Source organism: Hyphomicrobium denitrificans 1NES1, assembly GCF_000230975.2.
In the GTDB taxonomy this organism is placed as follows: domain Bacteria; phylum Pseudomonadota; class Alphaproteobacteria; order Rhizobiales; family Hyphomicrobiaceae; genus Hyphomicrobium_B; species Hyphomicrobium_B denitrificans_A.
Genome location: NC_021172.1, coordinates 1,130,328 through 1,150,012 on the forward strand (window position 1 = coordinate 1,130,328; position 19,685 = coordinate 1,150,012).

Here is a 19,685-nt window from a genome sequence, read left to right on the forward strand (position 1 = left end):
ATGTGCCTAGCGCTTCCAGCCGAAATCGTGAGCCTCGATCGCGAGAAGGACACTGCAATCGTGTCGCTTGGCGGCATCAAGAAAGAAATCTCGATCGCCTTGCTCGAAGAGTTGGCCGTGGGCGATTTCGTTCTCGTCCACGTCGGCTTCGCGCTGCACAAGGTATCACCCGAGGAGGCCGACCGCACGCTGGCGATGATCAAAGAGTCGGGCGAGGATCCACTCGAGGAGTTCGCGGCATGAAATACGTCGATGAGTTCCGCAACGGTGCCCTTGCACGGCGGCTCGCTGCTGCGATCGTGCGCGAAGCGGACAAGTCGCGGATGTACCACATCATGGAGTTCTGCGGCGGGCACACGCACGCGATCTTCCGCTACGGAGTGCAGGATCTGATGCCGGGGAACGTGCGCTTCGTGCACGGGCCGGGCTGCCCTGTGTGTGTACTTCCCATCGGGCGCATCGACAACGCCATTGAACTCGCGGAACGGCACAGCGCCACCGTGTGCAGCTACGGCGACATGATGCGTGTGCCGGCTTCCGAGCGGCGCAGCCTCCTCAAGGCAAAGGCCGCAGGCGCCGACATTCGCATGGTGTATTCGATCACGGATGCGCTCAAGATCGCGCGCGAGCATTCGGATCGCGAGGTCGTATTCTTCGCCATCGGCTTCGAGACGACGACGCCGCCGACTGCGGTTGCGATCCTCCAGGCGAAAGCGGAGGGTCTCCGCAACTTCTCGGTCTTCTGCAACCATGTGCTGACACCGGCCGCGATCCAGCACATCCTGCAGAGTCCCGAGGTGCGCGCGCTCGGCACGGTGGCCATCGACGGCTTTCTCGGCCCCTCGCACGTCTCCTCCGTGATCGGCAGCCGCCCATACGAATATTTCGCCGAGGAGTTTCAGCGCCCGGTGGTCATCGCCGGCTTCGAGCCGCTCGACGTCATGCAGGCGACGCTGATGTTGATCCGCCAGTTGAATGAGGGGCGCCACGAGGTCGAGAACGAGTATGTCCGCGTGGTGACGCATGAGGGCAACCTCAAGGCGCAGGCCCTGGTCGCCGAGGTATTCGAACTGAGGCCGAGTTTCGAGTGGCGTGGTCTGGGGGATGTCCCCTACAGCGCGCTGCGCATCAAGGACGCATTCTCGGAGTTCGATGCCGAGAAGCGGTTCCAGGTGACGACGCGGCGCGTCCGCGACGCCAAGAGCTGCGAGTGTCCATCCATACTGCGCGGAGCGAAGAAGCCGACGGACTGCAAGCTCTTCGGCACCGTGTGCACACCCGAGAGTCCGATCGGCTCGTGCATGGTCTCGTCGGAAGGGGCCTGCGCCGCTTACTGGTCATACGGTCGGTTCCGCCAGGATGCCGGCGTGTCCGGGGTCCGCACGCATAAGGAGGCCGCAGAATGACGATCATGACACGCTTCTCATCGTGGCTCGATCACCGCTCGGGTGCGATCGACATGATGCACGGGAGCGGGGGCCGGGCGACGGCGCAACTCGTCACCGAGCTGTTCGTCAGGCACTTCGATAATCCTTTGCTGGCCCAGGGCAACGACCAGGCGGCTTTCGATGTTGCTGCCGGCCGCCTCGTCATGAGCACCGACGGGCATGTGATCTCGCCTGTATTCTTCCCCGGCGGCGATATCGGCTGCCTCTCCGTGCACGGGACGCTCAACGACGTTGCCATGTCGGGCGCACGTCCGCTTTATATGTCGGCGGGTTTCATCCTTGAGGAGGGCTTTCCGCTCCAAGATCTCGATCGCATCGTCGCCAGCATGGCGGCGGCGGCGCGCGAGGCCGGCGTGCCGATCGTCACCGGCGACACGAAGGTGGTCGAGAAAGGCAAAGGTGACGGCATCTTCATCACAACGACTGGCATCGGCATCGTGCCGGAGGGAGTCAGCATCTCGGGAGACCGCGCCAGCCCCGGCGACAAGATCATCATATCGGGTTCCATCGGGGATCACGGGGTGGCCATCCTGTCGAGGCGAGCCAACCTCGAGTTCGAGACGGAGATCCGGTCCGATACGGCGGCGCTGCATGGTCTCGTTGCTGCGATGGTCGAGGCGGTGCCCGACATCCATTGTCTGCGCGATCCGACACGCGGCGGGCTCGCGACGACCTTGAACGAACTCGCGCAGCAATCGCGTGTCGGCATGCGAATCAGCGAGGCAGCGATCCCCCTGAAGGCGGAGGTGCACGCGGCTTGTGAGCTTTTGGGGCTCGATCCCCTCTATGTCGCCAACGAAGGCAAGCTTGTCGCTATTTGCGCCGCAGACGATGCAGATCTGCTCCTTGCTGCCATGCGGAGCCATCCGCTCGGGGCCGAGGCGCAAGTGATCGGCGAGGTCGTCCCCGATCCAAATGCCTTCGTCCAGATGGAGACGACGTTTGGAGGTACGCGCATCGTCGATTGGCTCGCAGGAGAGCAACTGCCGAGGATCTGCTGAGTCATGCGCATTCTGCTCCTAGCTCAGAGCTTCAACAGCTTAACCCAACGTATCTTCGTTGAACTCGAGGCGCGGGGGCACGAGGTCTCAGTCGAGCTCGACATCCACGACTCGGTGACGATCGAAGCGGTGGCGCTGTTTAAACCCGATGTCGTCGTCGCGCCGTTTCTCAAGCGCGCGATCCCCGAGGCCGTCTGGCGTAATTGCCTGTGCCTCATCGTTCACCCCGGCATCTGCGGGGATCGCGGACCGTCAGCGCTCGATTGGGCTATTTTGGATCAGCAGAAAACGTGGGGCGTCACCGTTCTCGAGGCGATCGCGGAGATGGATGCCGGCCCCGTGTGGGCTTGGGCCGAGTTTCAAATGAGACCAGCGACAAAGTCGAGCCTCTATCGCCGCGAGGTAACCGAGGCCGCCACTCAAGCATTGCTCGACGCTCTTCGGCGCTATGAGGGGGGACTTGGACCGTTGCCGAACGACGGACCGGGCGCCGTGGCGCGGCCGGGAGCGTGGCGGCCTCTTTGTCGCCAGTCGGACCGTGCGATTGATTGGAAGCGCGACGACACGCGTACGGTTCTTACCAGGATAGCAAGCGCGGACGGTTCACCAGGCATTCGCGATCATATTCTTGGACGTGACGTCTATCTTCACGACGCGCATCCGGCGACGGGGCTTGCAGGGGTTCCAGGGGCGCTGCTCGCAACGAGCGGACCGGCGGTTGCGCGCGCGACTGTTGATGGGGCGGTCTGGATCGGGCATCTGCGCGATCCGGCGGGACCTTACCCGTTCAAGCTGCCGGCGACACGCGTACTCGGCGAAATGCTTGTGGGGCTGCCCGAAATTGCCGGTGATAGTGACGAGGGATACCGCGAGATCGTCTACGAGGAGAGAGCCGGCGTCGGCTATCTCTTCTTTTCATTTCTGAACGGCGCGATGGGGACGGATGCCTGCATTCGCCTGGCCGCTGCCTATGAGGCGGCGTTGCGGCGCCCGACCAAGGTCGTCGTGCTCGCGGGCGGGTCCGACTTCTGGTCCAATGGCATGGACCTTAACGCTATCGAGGCCGCGCAAAGCCCCGCCGACTGCTCCTGGCGTAATATCAACGCCATCGATGATCTCGCGGAGGCAATCATCCGCACGGATAGCCATCTCACCGTCGCCGCCCTGCAGGGAAACGCAGGTGCGGGGGGTGTATTCCTTGCCCGCGCCGCCGACGCGGTATGGCTGCGCGAAAGTGTCGTCCTCTCGCCACACTATAAGGACATGGGCAATCTCTACGGGTCGGAGTTTTGGACCTATCTCCTTCCGCGTCATGCGGGTGAGGAGCGCGCCGCAAAAATCATGTCGGCCCGTCTGCCGATGGGAGCTGCCGAAGCCGTGTCCTTGGGTCTTGCCGATGCACGCTTCGGCTGGGGCGCGGCTGACTTTCTCGCCATCGTCCGCGCGCGAGCCGAGGCTCTGGCCTCCGCGCCCGATTGGATGGCGCGGCTTGCCGCCAAGAACCGCTCACGTGCCGCCGACGAAGCGGCGAAGCCACTTCAAGCGTATCGCTCCGAGGAGCTTCAGCGCATGCACGCGAATTTCTATGGCTTCGATCCGAGCTATCACATTGCCCGCTCGAATTTCGTTCGCCGCGTCCCGAAATCGAGAACGCCGGTTACCATCGCGCGCCATCGGGACAAGCGGCTTGCCGTTCGCTGGAGGAACGCCTCATGACCGCGCTGCCGACCGTGCTCGTCGTCGATGATGAGCAAAGAAGCCTCGAGTCGCTCCAGCGCATTCTGGAGGATTGCTTCGACGTCAAGACAGCCGTTAGTGCGGAGGAGGCGGAGGAAATCCTCGAGAACGAATGGGTGCAGGTGATCCTCTGCGATCAGCGGATGCCGAATGTCTCGGGGGTCGAATTTCTGAAATCGGTGCGTGGCCGCTGGCCGGATGTCGTGCGCATGATCATCTCGGGCTACACCGACGCAGAAGATATCATCCGCTCCATCAACGACGCCGGTATCTATCAATATGTCACCAAGCCCTGGCGGCCGGAAAGCCTGATCCTCACGCTCAAGAACGCGGCGCGCCTCTTCGAGCTGCAGCGGCAGAACGAGCTTCTGGCCATCGAGCTCAAGATGAGTTCGGAGCGAGCTGAAAACGTCATCGCGACGCGTCGCGTCGAGCTCAAGCAGCATTACCGTCGCGATGACGGCATTATCCGCAGCCCCGACAGCCCCATGAACGAGGTATGTGCCCGCATTGCACGCGTGGCGCCTTACGACATCTCTGTGTTGGTCACCGGCGAGTCGGGGACCGGAAAGGAGCTGGTCTCACGCGCCCTTCACTACAACAGCTTGCGGTGGGACAAACCATTCGTGGTTGAGAACTGCGCGGCGATGCCGAGCGAGCTTCTGGAAAGCGAGCTGTTCGGTCACAAGCGCGGTGCCTTCACCGGCGCCGTTGAGGACCACGTCGGGCTGTTCGAACGCGCCGACGGGGGCACGGTGTTTCTAGATGAGATCGGTGAGGTGTCGCCGGCCTTCCAGGTGAAGCTGCTGCGCGTACTGCAGGAAGGCGAAATCCGTCCCGTCGGACGGCGGCAGACTCGCAAAGTGGACATTCGCGTTATCGCCGCAACCAACAAGGACCTTGAAGCCGAGGTGCGGGCGGGACGTTTCCGCGAGGACCTTTACTACCGCCTATCCGCCGTAACGATCCACGTTCCCGCTCTTCGCGACCGGCGCGTCGACATTCCCATTATCTCGCAGACGCTTCTCGACAAGGCGCAGAAGCAGTTGGGCAAGCGGGTAAAGAGACTCTCGGCCGAGGCAATCGCCTGCCTTACAGCCTATCACTGGCCCGGTAACGTGCGTGAACTACAGAACGAGATTCAGCAGGTTCTCGTCATGGGCGTTGAGAATGAGGAGATCGGCGCCGACCTCTTATCTTCGCGCATCTTGAGAGCGGCACCTGCGGACGAGGGCGGAGAGATAGACCTCATCGGATCTCTGGACGGAACGCTGCGGGAAAGGGTCGAATCGGTCGAAGCCTGCATCATCCGCGAAACCCTGATTCGGCATCGCTGGAACAAGAGCCGCGCTGCCAAGGAGCTAGGACTTTCGCGCGTCGGTTTGAGGAGTAAGCTCGAGCGCTATGGTCTCGAGAAAGTTGAAGGACTGGATGCGGAAAGGCGCCGGAAGATCGCAAGCTAAGGAAGGAGGAGGCAGTGTGCTGATTTCTTCCAAGCGAGAAGATGCGTCCGAGCACCGACTGAGCCAGAGGGCCGGGGTCGCCAGCACTCTCGACATGGCACCCATCAGCGAAGAGGCCTGGATCGAGGTGATCCAGAAGATGGATGCCGTCTACGCCGATCTCGTACATCACCAGGTCGAGCTCGAGCGGAAGAATGCGGCGCTCGAAGATGCACAGCAGTTCATCGGCGGTGTGCTCGGCGCGATGACCGACGTGCTCATCGTCTGTGACCGTGCAGGGCAGATCGAGAGAGTGAATGCCGCTCTTGAGCGATTAACTGGCAAGTCGGAAGCCGACATGATCGGTTTGCCGCTTGCTATCCTGTTTGCTCAGGAGTCGCGGCCGGTCATTGAGCGTCTGGCGGGCAAGCTCAATGACAGCCCCCCGATAGCCGATCACGAGGTGGCGCTGCTCGACGAGACGGGGCATGCGACGCCGCTCGCGATGAACTGCTCGGCCCGCTACGATCACAGGGGCAATGTACAAGGCTTCGTGCTCATCGGCCGACCCGTTGGTGAGCTGCGGCGCGCTTACGAGAGCCTGAATATCGCTCACAGCGAGCTGCGCCAGGCGCAGCGGCAACTGGTCGTATCGGAGAAAATGGCGGCCATGGGCCGCCTCGTTGCCGGTGTGGCACACGAGCTCAACAACCCCATCAGCTTTGTCTTCGGCAACATGCATGCGCTGAAGCGCTATGGCGAGCGGCTGACCCAGTATCTCCAGGCGATCGATGAGGGTGGGAGCCCGGAGGAGTTGCAGGTTTTGAGGACCAGGCTCAAGATCGACCGCGTTTTGGCTGACATCACCCCGCTTGTCGAAGGTACGCTCGAGGGAGCCGAACGCGTAAGCGAGATTGTCCAGGATCTGCGCCGCTTCTCAAGCACGCAGTCGGAGGCGGCCGACACTTTCGATCTGGCTCGCGTCGTGCGCACGGCCGTAAGCTGGGTCGTCAAGGCAGCGCGTACGAAGCCGACGGTCGTCTTCGACATGCCGGAGACGCTCGATGTGGTCGGACGCAAAGGGCCGGTGCATCAGATTATCGTCAATCTGGTGCAGAACGCGGTGGACGTCATGGCCGATATTGAGGAGCCGCGCCTCGACATCTCGGCGCACGTCAAGGACGGGATTGCCGCTGTCGTGGTGCGCGATCATGGGCCAGGCATTGCCAAGGACGCCACGGCGCGCATCTTCGAACCGTTCTTCACGACCAAGAAGATCGGAGAGGGGACCGGACTCGGGCTCTATGTGAGCTACGGCCTCGCGGAGGAGCTTGGTGGCAAGCTCGAAGCTGCAAACCATCCCGACGCGGGAGCGGTCTTCACGCTCCGCCTTTCGGTCAAGGAGGCGGGCCATGAAGGCTAGCGGAAAGATCAACAGAAAGGCGAACGGCACGGCTCCGGGAGGATCGCACAAGCGGACCCTCGTCTGGTTACAATCAGGAGGATGCGGCGGCTGCACACTCTCGCTGATCTGCGCGGAGCAGCCGGATTTTCTCACCGTGCTCGACCTAGCGGGCATTCAGCTCTTGTGGCATCCGGCGCTCAGCGAGGCGAGTGGGAGCGAGGTCCGTGCAATCCTGGATTCCGTGCGGTCTGGGGAAACACCGCTCGACATCCTTTGCATCGAGGGATCAGTTGTCCACGGGCCGAACGGCAGCGGGCGCTTCCACTTACAGTCCGGCAGTGGAGAGCCGATGAAGGATGTCATCGCGGAGCTGTGCCGTCTCGCGGGCACCGTCATTGCCGTGGGCACGTGCGCGGCCTTCGGCGGCGTGACCGCGGCCGGAGAAAATCATGTCGAGGCCACTGGCATTGCCTACAGCGGGAGCGTTGCCGGCGGCCTCTTCGATCCGTCGTTCCGCGGACGCTCCGGCTTACGCGTCATCAATATTTCGGGATGCCCGGTGCATCCAGATTGGGTGATCGAGACGCTGCTTCAGCTTTCGCTTGGCGTGTTCACGGAAGCGGACCTCGATTCCCTAGGGCGTCCCAAATTCTATGCTGAGCACCTCGTGCATCACGGCTGCCCGCGCAACGAGTATTACGAGTACAAGGCGAGCGCCGAGCATCTCTCCAATCTCGGTTGCTTGATGGAAAACCTGGGCTGCATGGCTACGCAGGTGCACGCGGACTGCAACATTCGCCTTTGGAACGGGGATGGCTCTTGCACGCGTGGGGGCTATCCCTGCATTTCCTGCACCGAGCCCGGCTTCGAGAACCAGACGCATCCTTACCTTGAGACGCCGAAGCTTGCAGGCATTCCCATCGGCCTTCCAACCGATATGCCCAAGGCCTGGTTCGTGGCGCTTGCAGCACTTTCGAAGGCGGCGACGCCCCATCGTGTGAAAGCCAACGCGATTGCCGACTACATCATAACCGCGCCATCGGCGGCCAAGGGGAAGGCACCCAAATGAGCCGCCGCATCGTCGGTCCCTTTAATCGCGTGGAGGGCGATCTCGAGATCAAACTTGAGATCGAGGACGAAACGGTGAAAAGCGCGTGGGTCAATTCTCCGCTGTACCGTGGCTTTGAGCGGATACTGAACGGCAAGGATCCCCGGGATGCGCTCGTCTACACGCCGCGCATCTGCGGCATCTGCTCGGTGTCGCAATCCATGGCGGCAGCGGAGGCGCTGGCCGAAGCGCAGGGGCTCGCCGCACCAGCCAACGGGCGGCTCATGCAGAACATCATTCTCGCCACCGAGAACGTTGCCGATCATTTCACGCACTTCTATCTGTTCTTCATGCCGGACTTCGCGAGACCGGTGTATGCGGGCGAGCCGTGGTTCGGTGACATAGCGGCGCGCTTCAAGGCGGTCGAAGGCACCGCCGCGCGCGAGATATTGCCTGCACGCGCCGCATTCCTGCATATCATGGGCAGGCTTGCCGGCCACTGGCCGCACACACTCGGGCTGCAACCCGGCGGCACGACGCATGCGATCGACCGGGCCGAGCAGGCGCGCGTGCTCGCGATCGTCGCGGCCTTTCGCAGGTTTCTCGAGACGCGCACATTCGGAGACGCGCTCGAGCGCGTGATCGCGCTCAAATCGGCGGACGAGCTTCGCGACTGGGCCTTGCGGCCAGGTCCGGCGGCAAGCGATTTTGGGCAGTTCCTTCGGCTTGCGGAAGCCTTGAGCCTCGACAAGCTCGGGCGGGCGACGGACCGCTTTCTGAGCTATGGCGCCTACCGGCAGGACGGCGGGCATCTCTTCAAGCGTGGCGTTCATGCTGGAGGAAAAAACGCCGCGCTCAACGTGGCCGACATCAGCGAGGATGTCGGGGCGAGCTGGTATGCGCGCTCCGGCGGGCCGCGTCATCCGTCGTGCGGCATCACCGTACCGAATGCAGACGCCAGCGACGCTTACAGCTGGTGTAAGGCGCCGCGTCTGGCAGGCCACGTCGTCGAGGTCGGAGCGCTCGCGCGTCAGCTCATCGATGGCCATCCTTTGCTGCGCGACCTCGTCAAGGCGAGCGGCGGCAACGTGGCCAATCGCGTGATCGGACGCCTCATAGAGATCGCGCGTGTTGTGCTCGCGATCGAGGATTGGACACGGCTGATCGTTCCTCGCGAGGCGTTCTACATCGATGCCGAAATGCCGGCAGAAGCCGAAGGCGCGGGGCTGATCGAGGCGGCGCGGGGTTCGCTCGGTCATTGGCTGACTATCAGAAAAGGCCGTATCCAGAACTATCAGATCGTGGCGCCGACGACGTGGAACTTTTCTCCGCGCGATTCCGCCGGCGTGCCCGGGGCTTGCGAGCAGGCCCTCGCCGGTGCCCCGGTGCGCGCGGGAGAGAAGGATCCGGTCGCGGTTCAGCACATCGTGCGCTCGTTCGATCCGTGCATGGTCTGCACGGTGCACTGAGGGACGTCGGATGGTGATCGAAGCCAACCGTGCCACGGATCAGGACGAAGAGGTGATCGGTGTCGCGCTGCGCGTGCGGGGCCTCGTGCAAGGCGTTGGCTTTCGTCCAACCGTGTGGCGGCTGGCGCGCAAATTCGAGCTGTCGGGCGAAGTCTTGAACGATGGCGAGGGTGTGCTCATCCGCGCCTGGGGATCGCCTCGATCGCTGGCGCGTTTCGGGGATGCGCTCGTTGAGGAGCGCCCGCCGCTGGCGCGCATCGACGGCATAGAGCGGATGCTCCTTGGCGGAAGCGAGCCACAGCACGGGTTTCGCATCGTTGCAAGCGAGGCTGGAACCATAACAACCGGCATCGTCGCGGATGCGGCCACCTGTCCGGATTGCCGCGCCGAGGTGCAGGATCCGTCGAACCGCCGCTACCGCTATCCCTTCACCAACTGTACGCATTGCGGACCCCGGCTCTCCATCGTTCGCGCCATTCCCTACGACCGCGCCTCGACGTCGATGGTGGCGTTCCCGATGTGCGAGGATTGCCGCGCCGAGTACGAAGATCCCGGCGACCGGCGCTTTCATGCTGAACCCAATGCTTGCCCGGTCTGCGGCCCGCGCGTTTGGCTCGAGGATGTACGTGGCCGGGAGCTTGCCCTTGAGCGCGGCGAGGATGCTGTCGCAGCGGCCGTGCGCCTGATCCGTGCCGGCTTCATTGTCGCCATCAAGGGGATCGGCGGCTTCCAGCTCGCCTGCGATGCGGCGAACGCCGAGGCCGTCGACCAGCTCCGGACACGCAAACGCCGCTATCACAAACCCTTCGCGCTTATGGCGCGCGACACCGCCATGGTGCGCGCCTATGCGGACGTGACGGTGGAGGAGGCGCGTTCGCTCGAAAGCTCTGCCGGGCCTATCGTGATCTTCGATGCCGCGACGGCAGGGGAACTTCTTGCGCCGGGCGTAGCGCCGGGTCAATCGACGCTCGGGTTCATGCTGCCTTATACGCCCCTGCACCATTTGCTGATGCGGGATCTCGCGCGGCCGATCGTGCTCACCTCCGGGAATCTCAGTGACGAGCCGCAATGCACGCAGAATGATGCGGCGCGAATGAAACTCAAAGGAGTCGCTGATTATTGGCTGATGCACGACCGGGACATCGTGAACCGCCTCGACGATTCCGTTCTACGCCGCATCGATGGGGCGCCGGTGCTCCTGCGCCGGGCGCGCGGTTTTGCGCCGGAACCTATACGGCTGCCCGAAGGCTTTGCCGCTGCGCCCCGCGTGCTCGCCATGGGCGCCGAGCTCAAGAGCACATTCTGCCTCGTGCGCGGTGGCGAAGCGATCGTGTCCCAACATATCGGTGATCTCGAAGAAGCAGCCACGCATTCCGATTTTCGCGCGGCCCTCGACCTCTATCGCCGTCTGTTCGCGTTTACACCGGATGCCGTCGCCGTCGATCGGCATCCGGACTATCTCTCGACCCAGTGGGGCCGTTCCATTGCCTTCGATGAGGGCGCTCGTCTCATCGCGGTGCAGCACCATCATGCGCATGTAGCGGCGTGCCTTGCGGAGCACGGCGTGCCGGTCTCCACGCGTCCTGTTCTCGGCGTCGTTCTCGACGGGCTCGGCCTCGGCGATGACGGCGGGCTATGGGGCGGGGAATTCCTACTATGCGACTACACGCGTTACGAACGGCTCGCGTCGTTCGAGCCCGTGCCCCTCTTGGGCGGCGCCAAGGCCATGCGTGAGCCGTGGCGCAATGCGTTCGCCCATATTGAGCAGGTCATGGGCTGGGAGCGCGTGGCCGAACGCTACCCCGATTTCGCAATCACGCGGCTGCTTCGGGAGAAGCCCGTGGATCAGCTCCGGCGCATGATTGCGACGAAGCTCAATTCGCCGCTTTCGAGTTCAGCGGGGCGCGTGTTCGATGCAGTTGCCGCGGTGCTCGGCGTGTATGCCGAGGCCACTTCCTATGAAGGTCAGGCGGCCATCGAGATCGAGGCGCTCGCGGAGCGCGGGCTCGGCTCGGCGGGCGATGGCTACCCCTGCGATATTGAGGAGGGCGCGCCGCTTCTTATCGGCTGGCGGGCGATGTGGACAGCGCTCCTCCGCGATCTTGCAGATGGGACGGCGCGCGAGATCATCGCTGCGCGGTTCCATATCGGCCTTGCTAAGGCGGTGGGCAGGGCTGCGTGCCAGCTTGCGGCACGGCACGGCGTGGAAACTGTCGCGCTCTCGGGCGGCGTGTTCCAGAACCGCATCCTGCTCGGGGCTGTTGCACAGTTGCTGCGCGACGCAGGTCTGCTTGTGCTGAAGCCACGACGCTTCCCGGCCAACGACGGGGGGCTTTCGCTGGGGCAGGCGGTGATCGCCGCAGCGCGCGAGATTATCGGAAGGGATAAGGCGGGGAGTTAGGCCTTGCGACGGGCTGTCCTCTCGGGAATGACCGTATAGTGACGATCAGCGGACATGGTGGCTGTTTTCAACCCGGGCTAAGCATCGCCGCAACGCCTCCAGAAGCGGACAAAGCCGGTCGACGGGACGGGTCAGGATCGAACATCACTTTGATCATGCCTCTTGAAGCTCGCGCCGCGTCGGCAGGAATTCCGCGAAACGGATTGTACGCCCATCCCAATGTGTAACAGATGGAGCTTAAGACCATCTCGCGCATTCGTTATCGTCTGTGCTCGCATTGTGAGCTTGAGATTGATCTCAATCAAGCAGCAGCCGTCGCTCCCTGCGAATGTCCTGCGTGATGAGCCACGAAACACATTCCCTCCGCATCATTTGCATGTCGATGCTTCGGCTGTGACCTGAACGAGACGCTAGAGAAATGTTGGTCAGAATTCTTGGCTCCTCTGCAGGAGGTGGCTTCCCGCAGTGGAATTGCGGCTGTCCGAATTGCACCGCCGCTAAAGCGGGCAAGCTTGGCTTCACGCCGCGAACCCAGTCGTCGCTCGCGGTAAGCCGCACCGGAAAGGAATGGGTGCTTCTGAATGCCTCTCCTGACCTCCGCCAGCAGATTGCCGCCGTGCCTGCGTTGCGCACTACTCCAGACGGCAGGCTCAGAGGCAGCCCGATCAAGTCGGTAATAGTTACCAACGGCGATGTCGATCACATCGCAGGCCTGATCGATCTTCGGGAGGCCGAGCCGCTCGTCGTCTATGCAACTGATCGGGTCCAGAGCGTCATCCGATCCAACTCGATCTTCAACATCCTGGCGCCGAGTCTCGTCAGGCGCGAGATCATGCCGCTCGAGCAAGAGATCGCAATCTCGGGACCGGAAGGAGAGCTCGGACTGAAGGTCGAGGCTTTCGCCGTACCGGGAAAGATCGCCCTCTATCTTGAGGACTGCGCCGCCGGTCCAGAGTTTGGGACGGAGACGGGTGACACCGTCGGCCTGAAGATCCGCGATCCGGAAAGCGGCGCGTCGTTCTTCTACATTCCCGGTTGTTCGCACCTTGATGCGCCGCTGCGCGAGCGGCTTGAGAATGCTGCGCTCGTGTTCTTCGACGGTACGCTTTACCGGGACACTGAGATGATCGATGCAGGCCTTCTCGATAAGACCGGGAAGCGCATGGGCCACATTTCCATTTCGGGTCCGGAAGGCTCCATCGCGGCGTTCGAGGACATGAACGTCGCTCGAAAGATTTACGTGCACATCAACAATTCCAACCCGGTGCTGAATGAGCGGTCCCCTGAGCGGGCTGCGACCGAGGCGGCCGGATGGGAGATCGGCTATGACGGAATGGAGGTTGAAATGAACGAGTTCGTCAGGAAGTTCGAGATTACTGATGCCCCATGGAGTCAGGAGGAATTCGAAGCTCAGATTCGGGCTGTTGGGCCTGCGCGCTATCACGACCTGCATCCGTTCCATAAGGCGCTGCACGGCGGAAAGATGAGCAAGGCGCAGGTCGCCGCGTGGGCGCTCAACCGGTACTGCTATCAGGAAGCCATCCCGCGCAAGGACGCCGCGTTCATGAGTCGGGTCCACGATCGGGATTTGCGCCGCGAGTGGATCCATCGCATTCATGACCACGACGGGCTTCCGCCCGAAGAACTCGGCGGTATCGAGCGCTGGCTTAAGCTGACGGATTGCCTGGGGCTCGATCGCGAGTACGTCATGAGCATGCAGGGAGCACTGCCAGCGACGCGCTTTGCAGTCGAAGCCTATGTCCGCTTTGTAGTCGAGCAGCCGCTCGTCGTCGCTGCGGCCTCCTCGCTGACCGAGCTCTTCGCCCCTTCGATTCATCGCGAACGCATTGCCGGCATGCTTGCCAACTACACGTTCGTGAACGACGAGGTCATGGCCTATTTCAAACGGCGGCTGTCGCAGGCGCCGCGAGACGCAACCTTTGCGCTCCAGTTCGTAAAGGAAAACGCTCGCACGCGCGAGTTGCAGCAAGGGTGTGTGGATGCCGTCAAATTCAAGTGCGACGTACTGTGGGCTCAGCTCGACGCCCTGCAACTGGCGTATGTCGACGGGCTCATTCCGCCGGGAGCCTATCGTCCAGAGGGCATGTGACGGCTTGACCGCCGAGTGGTGGGGAATCGCTTCGACAGCCAGATCTGTGTGAGCGAGAGCGCCTGAGACGTGTAGATGATCGGGGTTGGCGGCTGCCGCCAACCTGATACGGGACTCTCGATGCTTCAGGATCCACCCGAGCAGGTGGATGACGGCCTGACGATGATGGGAGAAGGAGGCCGCTATGATGGATGACGCCGCCAATGTTCGCACGGGCACAGAAGCTGCGTGCGATCCGGCTGAGGTGTGCGAGCGTCCTCGCGCTCCCATCGGCCTTCTCGCCGAGCTCACGTATCGCTGTCCGCTGCAATGTCCCTATTGCTCGAACCCCCTCGAAATGAGCGGGGTTAGGGAGGAGCTTTCGACGTCGGAGTGGCAGGACGTCCTGAAGCAGGCCGCCGACCTCGGAGTTCTCCAATTGCACCTCTCCGGTGGCGAGCCGTGTGTACGCCAGGATCTCGAGTTGATTCTGGGGACTGCGGTCAAGGTGGGCCTCTATACGAACCTCATCACATCGGGAGTCACGCTGTCCCGCGATCGCCTGATGCAGATGGCCGATATCGGGCTCGACCATGTGCAGCTCTCGATTCAGGATGTCGACGAGAGGAACGCTGAGTTCATCTCGGCGTACAAGGGCGGCTTCGAAAAGAAGCGCCAGGTGGCGCGATGGGTCAAGGAACTCGGCCTGCCACTCACGATCAATGTCGTCGTCCACCGCCACAACATCGAAAATCTGCCCGCGCTCATCGACTTCGCAGTCGAAATGGGCGCCGGGCGCATCGAGGTGGCCAACGTGCAGTACTACGCCTGGGCTTTGAAGAACCGGGCGGCGCTCATTCCGACCCGTGCCCAGTTCATGCGCTCTCTCGAGATTGCGAAGGAAGCTCAGCAACGGCTGAAGGGTATCCTGCTCTTCGACGTCGTGGCGCATGACCATTACGCCGTGCGCCCGAAACCCTGCATGAGCGGATGGGGCAGGAGCCTCATCGACATCACGCCGACGGGAAAGGTTCTGCCCTGCCATGCCTGCGAGACGATCCCGGGATTGGAAATCGATAACGTTCGGCAGAAACCGTTGGCGGAGATCTGGCTTAACGGTCCGGCATTCCAGAAATTCCGCGGCACTTCCTGGATGAAGGAGCCGTGCCGCTCCTGCGAAAGGCGCGAGATCGACTGGGGCGGTTGCCGCTGCCAAGCTCTGGCATTCACGGGAGACCCAGCAAATGCTGACCCGGCATGCGAGCTGTCCGCCTGGCACAAGGACTTCGTCACTATCGCCGAAAGGGAGGCCGCGGCGCCGTCCCCACCGTTTATCTATCGGCGCATTCGGCAGGCATGAAGTCTGCGCACCCTCATGGTCTTGATGGCGGCTCGGCGCCAATCAGCCTTTCCTGCCGGACGACCTGATCAGCTCTGTGCGCCTCTCGCATTCGCATCGATCATCTCGATCGAATTTCTGCGAAATCCGGCCGGAAACGCGCTGCGATATCAATGGGAAGCTGGCGCCCCGTAGGGGACTCGAACCCCTGTTGCCCACGTGAGAGGCGGGTGTCCTGGGCCACTAGACGAACGGGGCCGGCGCAAGCCCCGACGTGTAATCGGTCGGCGGCATTCGATCAACCCCGAAAACAGCCGCTAGGCCCATGCAAGTTGAAAAACGCGTGCGCGGGGGCGCGGGCGCGACTGGGTAGAGAGTTTGTTGCCGGTGCGGCTTTTCCATAGTCTCTAGTTCTTCGGCAAAGCCTCGATCGGCTTGACGTCGACAACGCGTCGACCCGTATTGAGGTCGAGGATGGTAATACCTGTTCCCTGGGGCCCTTCATGCTGGACGGCCAGTCGATTTCCGGAGAGCGAGATGGATACAACTCTGGACCCCTTCGGGATTTCCAGCGTCACGGTTCCGGCAGCGCGCCAGGCGGCGCTGATGCTTGGGACCCCTTGACCTCCCGACGACGGCGTGGTCGCGAGCCCGGTCACTTTCACGATGACGGCGCCAAGTCCTATAAGGATCAGCGACCCTAACCCAAGGACTACGATCTTAAGGTTGCGCTGCAGGCGCTGTTCGCGCATCACATCGGACGAGGCTGGCTCACCGTTGGTCATTGTGATCGTGCTTCTTTCTTCTCAATGCTTCTGATCGTGCCAAATAACACGAAATCGCAGGATACGATCGAACTGACTGCGGGTCCTGAAGACGCCGGTCAGCGCGTCGATCGCTGGCTGGCGGACAGAATCGAGAGCTTAAGCCGCGCGCGCATCCAGGCGCTGATTCACGGCGGTTATGTCAGCAACGGTGGAACGATACGAGAGGCCCGGGCGCCGGTCAAACCGGGCGTTACCTATAGAATTGCGCTTCCGCCGCCGAGCCCGTCTGAGGTCGAAGGCGAAAATTTACCGCTTGCCATCGTTTACGAAGATGCCGACCTGATCGTCATCGACAAACCCGCGGGATTGGTCGTGCATCCGGCTGCGGGGCACGCCTCGGGAACTTTGGTCAACGCGCTCATCGCGCACTGCGGCGACAGCCTATCCGGCATCGGTGGGATCAAGCGGCCGGGCATCGTGCACCGACTCGACAAGGATACGTCGGGTCTGCTGGTCATCGCAAAAAACGACGCGGCGCATCAGGGGTTGGCGGAGCAGTTTAAAAGCCATGGCCGCGACGGCCGGCTGTACCGCAGCTATCTCGCGTTCGTATGGGGTAAGTTACCTCGTCCCAAAGGGTCGATCGATGCGCGTCTCGGCCGGAGTCAAGCCAACCGTACGAAGATCGCTGTCGTGCGCGGGGAGGCGGGCCGTTCGGCGACGACGCATTATGAAGTGCTGAAGACCTTTCCCGGCGATCGGCCCACTGGCGACGTTTCGCTCGTTCGTCTTGTTCTCGAGACAGGACGTACACACCAGATCAGGGTGCACCTCGCGCATATCGGTCATCCGATTTTGGGGGATGCTGTTTATGGCAGCGGCTTCAAGACGCGGCTTGCGTCACTGAAGCCTGCGGCGCGTGCCGAAGCCTCCGCTTTGGCGCGCCAGGCACTGCACGCCGAGACGCTCCACTTCGAGCACCCGTCCACGGGGAAAAAGCTCAAATTTAACAGCGAACTACCGGAAGATCTTCGGCGCCTCGAGGCGGCATTCCGGCCGACGGAAAAAGCAAACAAGAAACGTTTGTAAGGGGTGTGGCAATCAGCCGTTAAGCCGATCACGCGACGCTCAAACCGTCGTGGCGGGAACCCCCGATGATTTCCGGGATTTAACTACTATGTAACGTGTGGCGTGGGGGGCACGAATATAGACTCCCATGACATCAAGGGAGCGACGGACTGTACCGCCAGGGCGGGTGAAGGTCCGTAGAGGGCTTATGGCTACAAAAGGTCTTCCGACACTGGCAGGCGGTTCGCTCGGCCTCTCGCGGTATCTTGAGGAAATCCGCAAGTTTCCGATGCTTGCACCCGACGAAGAGTACATGCTGGCCAAGCGCTGGCAGCAGCATCAGGATTCCGACGCCGCCGAGAAACTGGTGACGTCGCATCTGCGTCTCGTCGCCCGCATTGCGATGGGGTACCGCGGCTATGGCCTCCCCATCGGCGAAGTCATCTCCGAAGGCAATGTCGGCCTCATGCAGGCGGTGAAGCGCTTCGACCCCGAGAAGGGCTTTCGTCTCGCCACCTATGCGATGTGGTGGATACGTGCGTCCATTCAAGAGTACATTTTGCGCTCGTGGAGCCTCGTGAAGATGGGCACCACTGCGGCGCAGAAGAAGCTCTTCTTCAATCTGCGGCGCGCCAAGAGCCAGTTGCAGGCGCTTGACGACGGCGATCTGCGGCCGGATCAGGTCAAGGCGATCGCGACGAAGCTCGGCGTTCCTGAAGAGGATGTCGTGAGCATGAACCGCCGTCTCGGTGGTGATGCTTCGCTCAACGCACCGATCCGTGCCGAGTCCGAATCCGGCGAATGGCAGGATTGGCTCGTCGACGATACGCCGACGCAAGAAGACCGGCTCGTCGAGGATGAGGAACTGCAGCGGCGCAAGTCGTATCTCTCTTCGGCCATGTCGGTCCTGAATGACCGCGAACGGCGCGTCTTCGAGCAACGGCGTCTGGCCGAGGAGCCGGCGACGCTCGAGGAGCTGTCGGCGGAGTTCGGAGTCAGTCGCGAACGCATTCGACAGATCGAGGTTCGCGCCTTCGAGAAGGTTCAGAAGGCCGTAACTTCGAACGCACGGCGGGCTGAAGCTCCGGCCGCCTGACCCTGCGGGGCGGCCATCCGTCCGTTTGTTTCTTGACGCGGCCAGCCGGGGCGCTTACCGACAAATTCGCTTATGAAGCATGGCGGCACCAGACGGTGCCGCCATAATCGTATTCAATGCCCCTCCTCATGCGCCGCCGGTTCGCTCTCGTCTTCAATTCAACAGCTGGTGTCGCGATCCCGCGGCTTCTCGATGGCGTTCTCGCCGGTATGCAGGCGCGCGGTGCCGATATCTTTCAGCTGGCTGCCCGCAATTCGGCCGAAGCTGCCGAGCGCGTGGCAGATGCGGGACGGCGGGGCATTTGCGATGCCGTGATTGCCGCGGGCGGTGACGGGACTTTCCGCGCCGTGGCTACGGGCGCCGCCGAAAGCGATCTCCCGGTCGGTATCGTGCCGCTCGGCACCGGCAATGTCATTGCACACGAGATCGGTCTTTCGAGGCGCGCGTCTGATGTGGCGCACGTTTTGCTCGAAGGATCAGAGATCGGCGTGCACGGCGGCACAATCAATGACTCGCCATTTTTTCTGATGGTCGGTGCCGGGTTCGATGCCCGCATCGTCGCTCGCCTCAACTATCGCACCAAAAGAGCGCTCGGGCGTGGCGCATACGGGTATCCGGTTCTCAGGACATTCGCGGAAGGCGTCCAGCATTTTGACGTCGAATTGGATGGGCGGCGGTTCGAGGCGAGCTGGCTGATCCTGTCGTTCGCGAGCCGCTACGGCGGTTCGTTCGTGCTGACGCGAGAGACGGGTGTCGGCCGCGACGGCCTGATTGCGGTGGTGATCGAAGCACGCTCGCGCTTTGCGATTGCGGCGAGCGCGGTGTCGCTGGCGCTGGGTCGACTGGGTCACCCGAAGACGTGTCCGCGAGGGGTCCATGTCTTACCTGTGAAGCGCGCGCTGATAGGCAGGCAATCGACGGTGTCGCTTGAAGTCGACGGCGACGAGGCTGGCCTGTCGCCGGCAGAGGTGAGGGCGGATGGTCCTCGCGTTCGTCTGATCGTGCCGGACACCTATGTTGCTGATCTCACGAATCGTCGCACGAATCGCGTAACCTAAGAAACGTGAAGCGTTGTGAGGTCTACCCTTACAACACGTGCGAGCGTCAGAGCGAGATACAAGGGTCGATGCCCTTTTCTTCTCTGAACCGGATCCTCATGGACCGGCAGATAACTTTGAACGGCGCGTGGCAGCGATGGACAGGGCTGCCCGAGGGAGCGTCGCTCTGGTTCAGGCTCGGCGCCTTCACGGCCCCGTCCAACCCTTACCGCTACTTCGATGTCGACTACCCGACGTTAGCGCGCCGCTCAGCGAGCCCGTGTGCTGAGCGTATGCGTGCGTTCCGCCCGACCACGAAGAGCCCGCCCTCGCGGCGC

At 62.5% G+C, this 19,685-nt stretch carries 15 protein-coding genes, 1 tRNA gene and 1 pseudogene; 15 read left to right on the forward strand and 2 right to left on the reverse strand.

The features are described from left to right. From HYPDE_RS05400 to pqqE, 12 genes and pseudogenes are all read left to right on the forward strand, one after another. The gene (locus HYPDE_RS05400) at positions 1 to 243 is read left to right on the forward strand and encodes a HypC/HybG/HupF family hydrogenase formation chaperone (RefSeq protein ID WP_015597385.1); all 243 of its coding nucleotides are present in this window, start codon (positions 1 to 3) and stop codon (positions 241 to 243) included. Continuing rightward, positions 240 to 1,406 carry a hydrogenase formation protein HypD gene (gene hypD / locus HYPDE_RS05405; protein WP_015597386.1) on the forward strand — a complete coding sequence of 389 codons (1,167 nt, stop codon included), beginning with the start codon at positions 240 to 242 and terminating at the stop codon, positions 1,404 to 1,406. Before HYPDE_RS05400 ends, hypD begins: the two co-directional genes overlap by 4 nt. Then, positions 1,403 to 2,449 (forward strand): hydrogenase expression/formation protein HypE, encoded by a 1,047-nt coding sequence (gene hypE / locus HYPDE_RS05410; RefSeq protein WP_015597387.1) that lies wholly within the window; start codon positions 1,403 to 1,405, stop codon positions 2,447 to 2,449. Before hypD ends, hypE begins: the two co-directional genes overlap by 4 nt. A gap of 3 nt (positions 2,450 to 2,452) precedes the next feature. Continuing rightward, the gene (locus tag HYPDE_RS05415; RefSeq protein WP_015597388.1) at positions 2,453 to 4,165 is read left to right on the forward strand and encodes a hydrogenase maturation protein; all 1,713 of its coding nucleotides are present in this window, start codon (positions 2,453 to 2,455) and stop codon (positions 4,163 to 4,165) included. After that, positions 4,162 to 5,649: a sigma-54-dependent transcriptional regulator gene (locus HYPDE_RS05420; RefSeq protein WP_015597389.1), complete on the forward strand. Its 1,488-nt coding sequence runs from the start codon at positions 4,162 to 4,164 to the stop codon at positions 5,647 to 5,649. The genes HYPDE_RS05415 and HYPDE_RS05420 overlap by 4 nt, the downstream gene beginning before the upstream one ends. A 16-nt stretch (positions 5,650 to 5,665) precedes the next feature. Beyond that, positions 5,666 to 7,051, forward strand: a complete 1,386-nt coding sequence (locus HYPDE_RS05425) for a sensor histidine kinase (protein ID WP_015597390.1) — start codon at positions 5,666 to 5,668, stop codon at positions 7,049 to 7,051. Beyond that, positions 7,041 to 8,102 (forward strand): NADH ubiquinone oxidoreductase 20 kDa subunit, encoded by a 1,062-nt coding sequence (locus HYPDE_RS05430; protein WP_015597391.1) that lies wholly within the window; start codon positions 7,041 to 7,043, stop codon positions 8,100 to 8,102. The genes HYPDE_RS05425 and HYPDE_RS05430 overlap by 11 nt, the downstream gene beginning before the upstream one ends. Beyond that, positions 8,099 to 9,550 (forward strand): nickel-dependent hydrogenase large subunit, encoded by a 1,452-nt coding sequence (locus HYPDE_RS05435; protein WP_015597392.1) that lies wholly within the window; start codon positions 8,099 to 8,101, stop codon positions 9,548 to 9,550. Before HYPDE_RS05430 ends, HYPDE_RS05435 begins: the two co-directional genes overlap by 4 nt. 10 nt (positions 9,551 to 9,560) lie before the next feature. After that, positions 9,561 to 11,951 carry a carbamoyltransferase HypF gene (gene hypF, locus HYPDE_RS05440; RefSeq protein WP_015597393.1) on the forward strand — a complete coding sequence of 797 codons (2,391 nt, stop codon included), beginning with the start codon at positions 9,561 to 9,563 and terminating at the stop codon, positions 11,949 to 11,951. A 418-nt stretch (positions 11,952 to 12,369) separates the two neighbouring features. Further along, a pseudogene (gene pqqB / locus HYPDE_RS19560) lies at positions 12,370 to 13,284 on the forward strand (pyrroloquinoline quinone biosynthesis protein PqqB); the annotation flags it as partial. A 12-nt stretch (positions 13,285 to 13,296) separates the two neighbouring features. Then, positions 13,297 to 14,061, forward strand: a complete 765-nt coding sequence (gene pqqC, locus HYPDE_RS19565; protein ID WP_041320909.1) for a pyrroloquinoline-quinone synthase PqqC — start codon at positions 13,297 to 13,299, stop codon at positions 14,059 to 14,061. A gap of 187 nt (positions 14,062 to 14,248) precedes the next feature. After that, on the forward strand, positions 14,249 to 15,400 hold the full coding sequence (gene pqqE / locus HYPDE_RS05455) for a pyrroloquinoline quinone biosynthesis protein PqqE (RefSeq protein WP_015597396.1): 1,152 nt from the start codon (positions 14,249 to 14,251) through the stop codon (positions 15,398 to 15,400). Between the two features lie 161 nt (positions 15,401 to 15,561). On the opposite strand, the gene HYPDE_RS05460 is transcribed toward pqqE, so the two are convergent. Together HYPDE_RS05460 and HYPDE_RS05465 are read right to left on the reverse strand one after the other, a co-directional pair. Beyond that, positions 15,562 to 15,637, reverse strand: a tRNA-Glu gene (locus tag HYPDE_RS05460). Positions 15,638 to 15,786: 149 nt separating this feature from the next. Beyond that, positions 15,787 to 16,164, reverse strand: a complete 378-nt coding sequence (locus HYPDE_RS05465; protein WP_015597397.1) for a hypothetical protein — start codon at positions 16,162 to 16,164, stop codon at positions 15,787 to 15,789. A 24-nt stretch (positions 16,165 to 16,188) separates the two neighbouring features. Here HYPDE_RS05465 and HYPDE_RS05470 point away from each other — a divergent pair, with 24 nt between their 5' ends. The 3 genes from HYPDE_RS05470 to HYPDE_RS05480 all read left to right on the forward strand — a co-directional run bounded on the left by HYPDE_RS05470 (position 16,189) and on the right by HYPDE_RS05480 (position 19,368). Next, complete coding sequence (locus HYPDE_RS05470; RefSeq protein WP_015597398.1) at positions 16,189 to 17,235, forward strand: RluA family pseudouridine synthase; 1,047 nt, start codon at positions 16,189 to 16,191, stop codon at positions 17,233 to 17,235. 187 nt (positions 17,236 to 17,422) lie between these two features. Further along, positions 17,423 to 18,310, forward strand: coding sequence for an RNA polymerase sigma factor RpoH (rpoH, locus tag HYPDE_RS05475; RefSeq protein ID WP_015597399.1), 888 nt, complete (start codon positions 17,423 to 17,425; stop codon positions 18,308 to 18,310). A gap of 128 nt (positions 18,311 to 18,438) precedes the next feature. Then, entirely contained in the window at positions 18,439 to 19,368 is a 930-nt protein-coding gene (locus HYPDE_RS05480; RefSeq protein ID WP_244437785.1) for a diacylglycerol/lipid kinase family protein, read from the forward strand. The last annotated feature ends 317 nt before the right edge of the window (positions 19,369 to 19,685 follow it).

Coding starts and splice junctions, on each gene's coding strand:
- HYPDE_RS05400 (WP_015597385.1), top strand. CDS start 1: ATGTGCCTAGCGCTTCCAGCCGAAATCGTGAGCCTCGATCGCGAGAAG.
- hypD (WP_015597386.1), top strand. CDS start 240: ATGAAATACGTCGATGAGTTCCGCAACGGTGCCCTTGCACGGCGGCTC.
- hypE (WP_015597387.1), top strand. CDS start 1,403: ATGACGATCATGACACGCTTCTCATCGTGGCTCGATCACCGCTCGGGT.
- HYPDE_RS05415 (WP_015597388.1), top strand. CDS start 2,453: ATGCGCATTCTGCTCCTAGCTCAGAGCTTCAACAGCTTAACCCAACGT.
- HYPDE_RS05420 (WP_015597389.1), top strand. CDS start 4,162: ATGACCGCGCTGCCGACCGTGCTCGTCGTCGATGATGAGCAAAGAAGC.
- HYPDE_RS05430 (WP_015597391.1), top strand. CDS start 7,041: ATGAAGGCTAGCGGAAAGATCAACAGAAAGGCGAACGGCACGGCTCCG.
- HYPDE_RS05435 (WP_015597392.1), top strand. CDS start 8,099: ATGAGCCGCCGCATCGTCGGTCCCTTTAATCGCGTGGAGGGCGATCTC.
- hypF (WP_015597393.1), top strand. CDS start 9,561: ATGGTGATCGAAGCCAACCGTGCCACGGATCAGGACGAAGAGGTGATC.
- pqqC (WP_041320909.1), top strand. CDS start 13,297: ATGAACGAGTTCGTCAGGAAGTTCGAGATTACTGATGCCCCATGGAGT.
- pqqE (WP_015597396.1), top strand. CDS start 14,249: ATGGATGACGCCGCCAATGTTCGCACGGGCACAGAAGCTGCGTGCGAT.
- HYPDE_RS05465 (WP_015597397.1), bottom strand. CDS start 16,164: ATGACCAACGGTGAGCCAGCCTCGTCCGATGTGATGCGCGAACAGCGC.
- HYPDE_RS05470 (WP_015597398.1), top strand. CDS start 16,189: ATGCTTCTGATCGTGCCAAATAACACGAAATCGCAGGATACGATCGAA.
- rpoH (WP_015597399.1), top strand. CDS start 17,423: ATGGCTACAAAAGGTCTTCCGACACTGGCAGGCGGTTCGCTCGGCCTC.
- HYPDE_RS05480 (WP_244437785.1), top strand. CDS start 18,439: ATGCGCCGCCGGTTCGCTCTCGTCTTCAATTCAACAGCTGGTGTCGCG.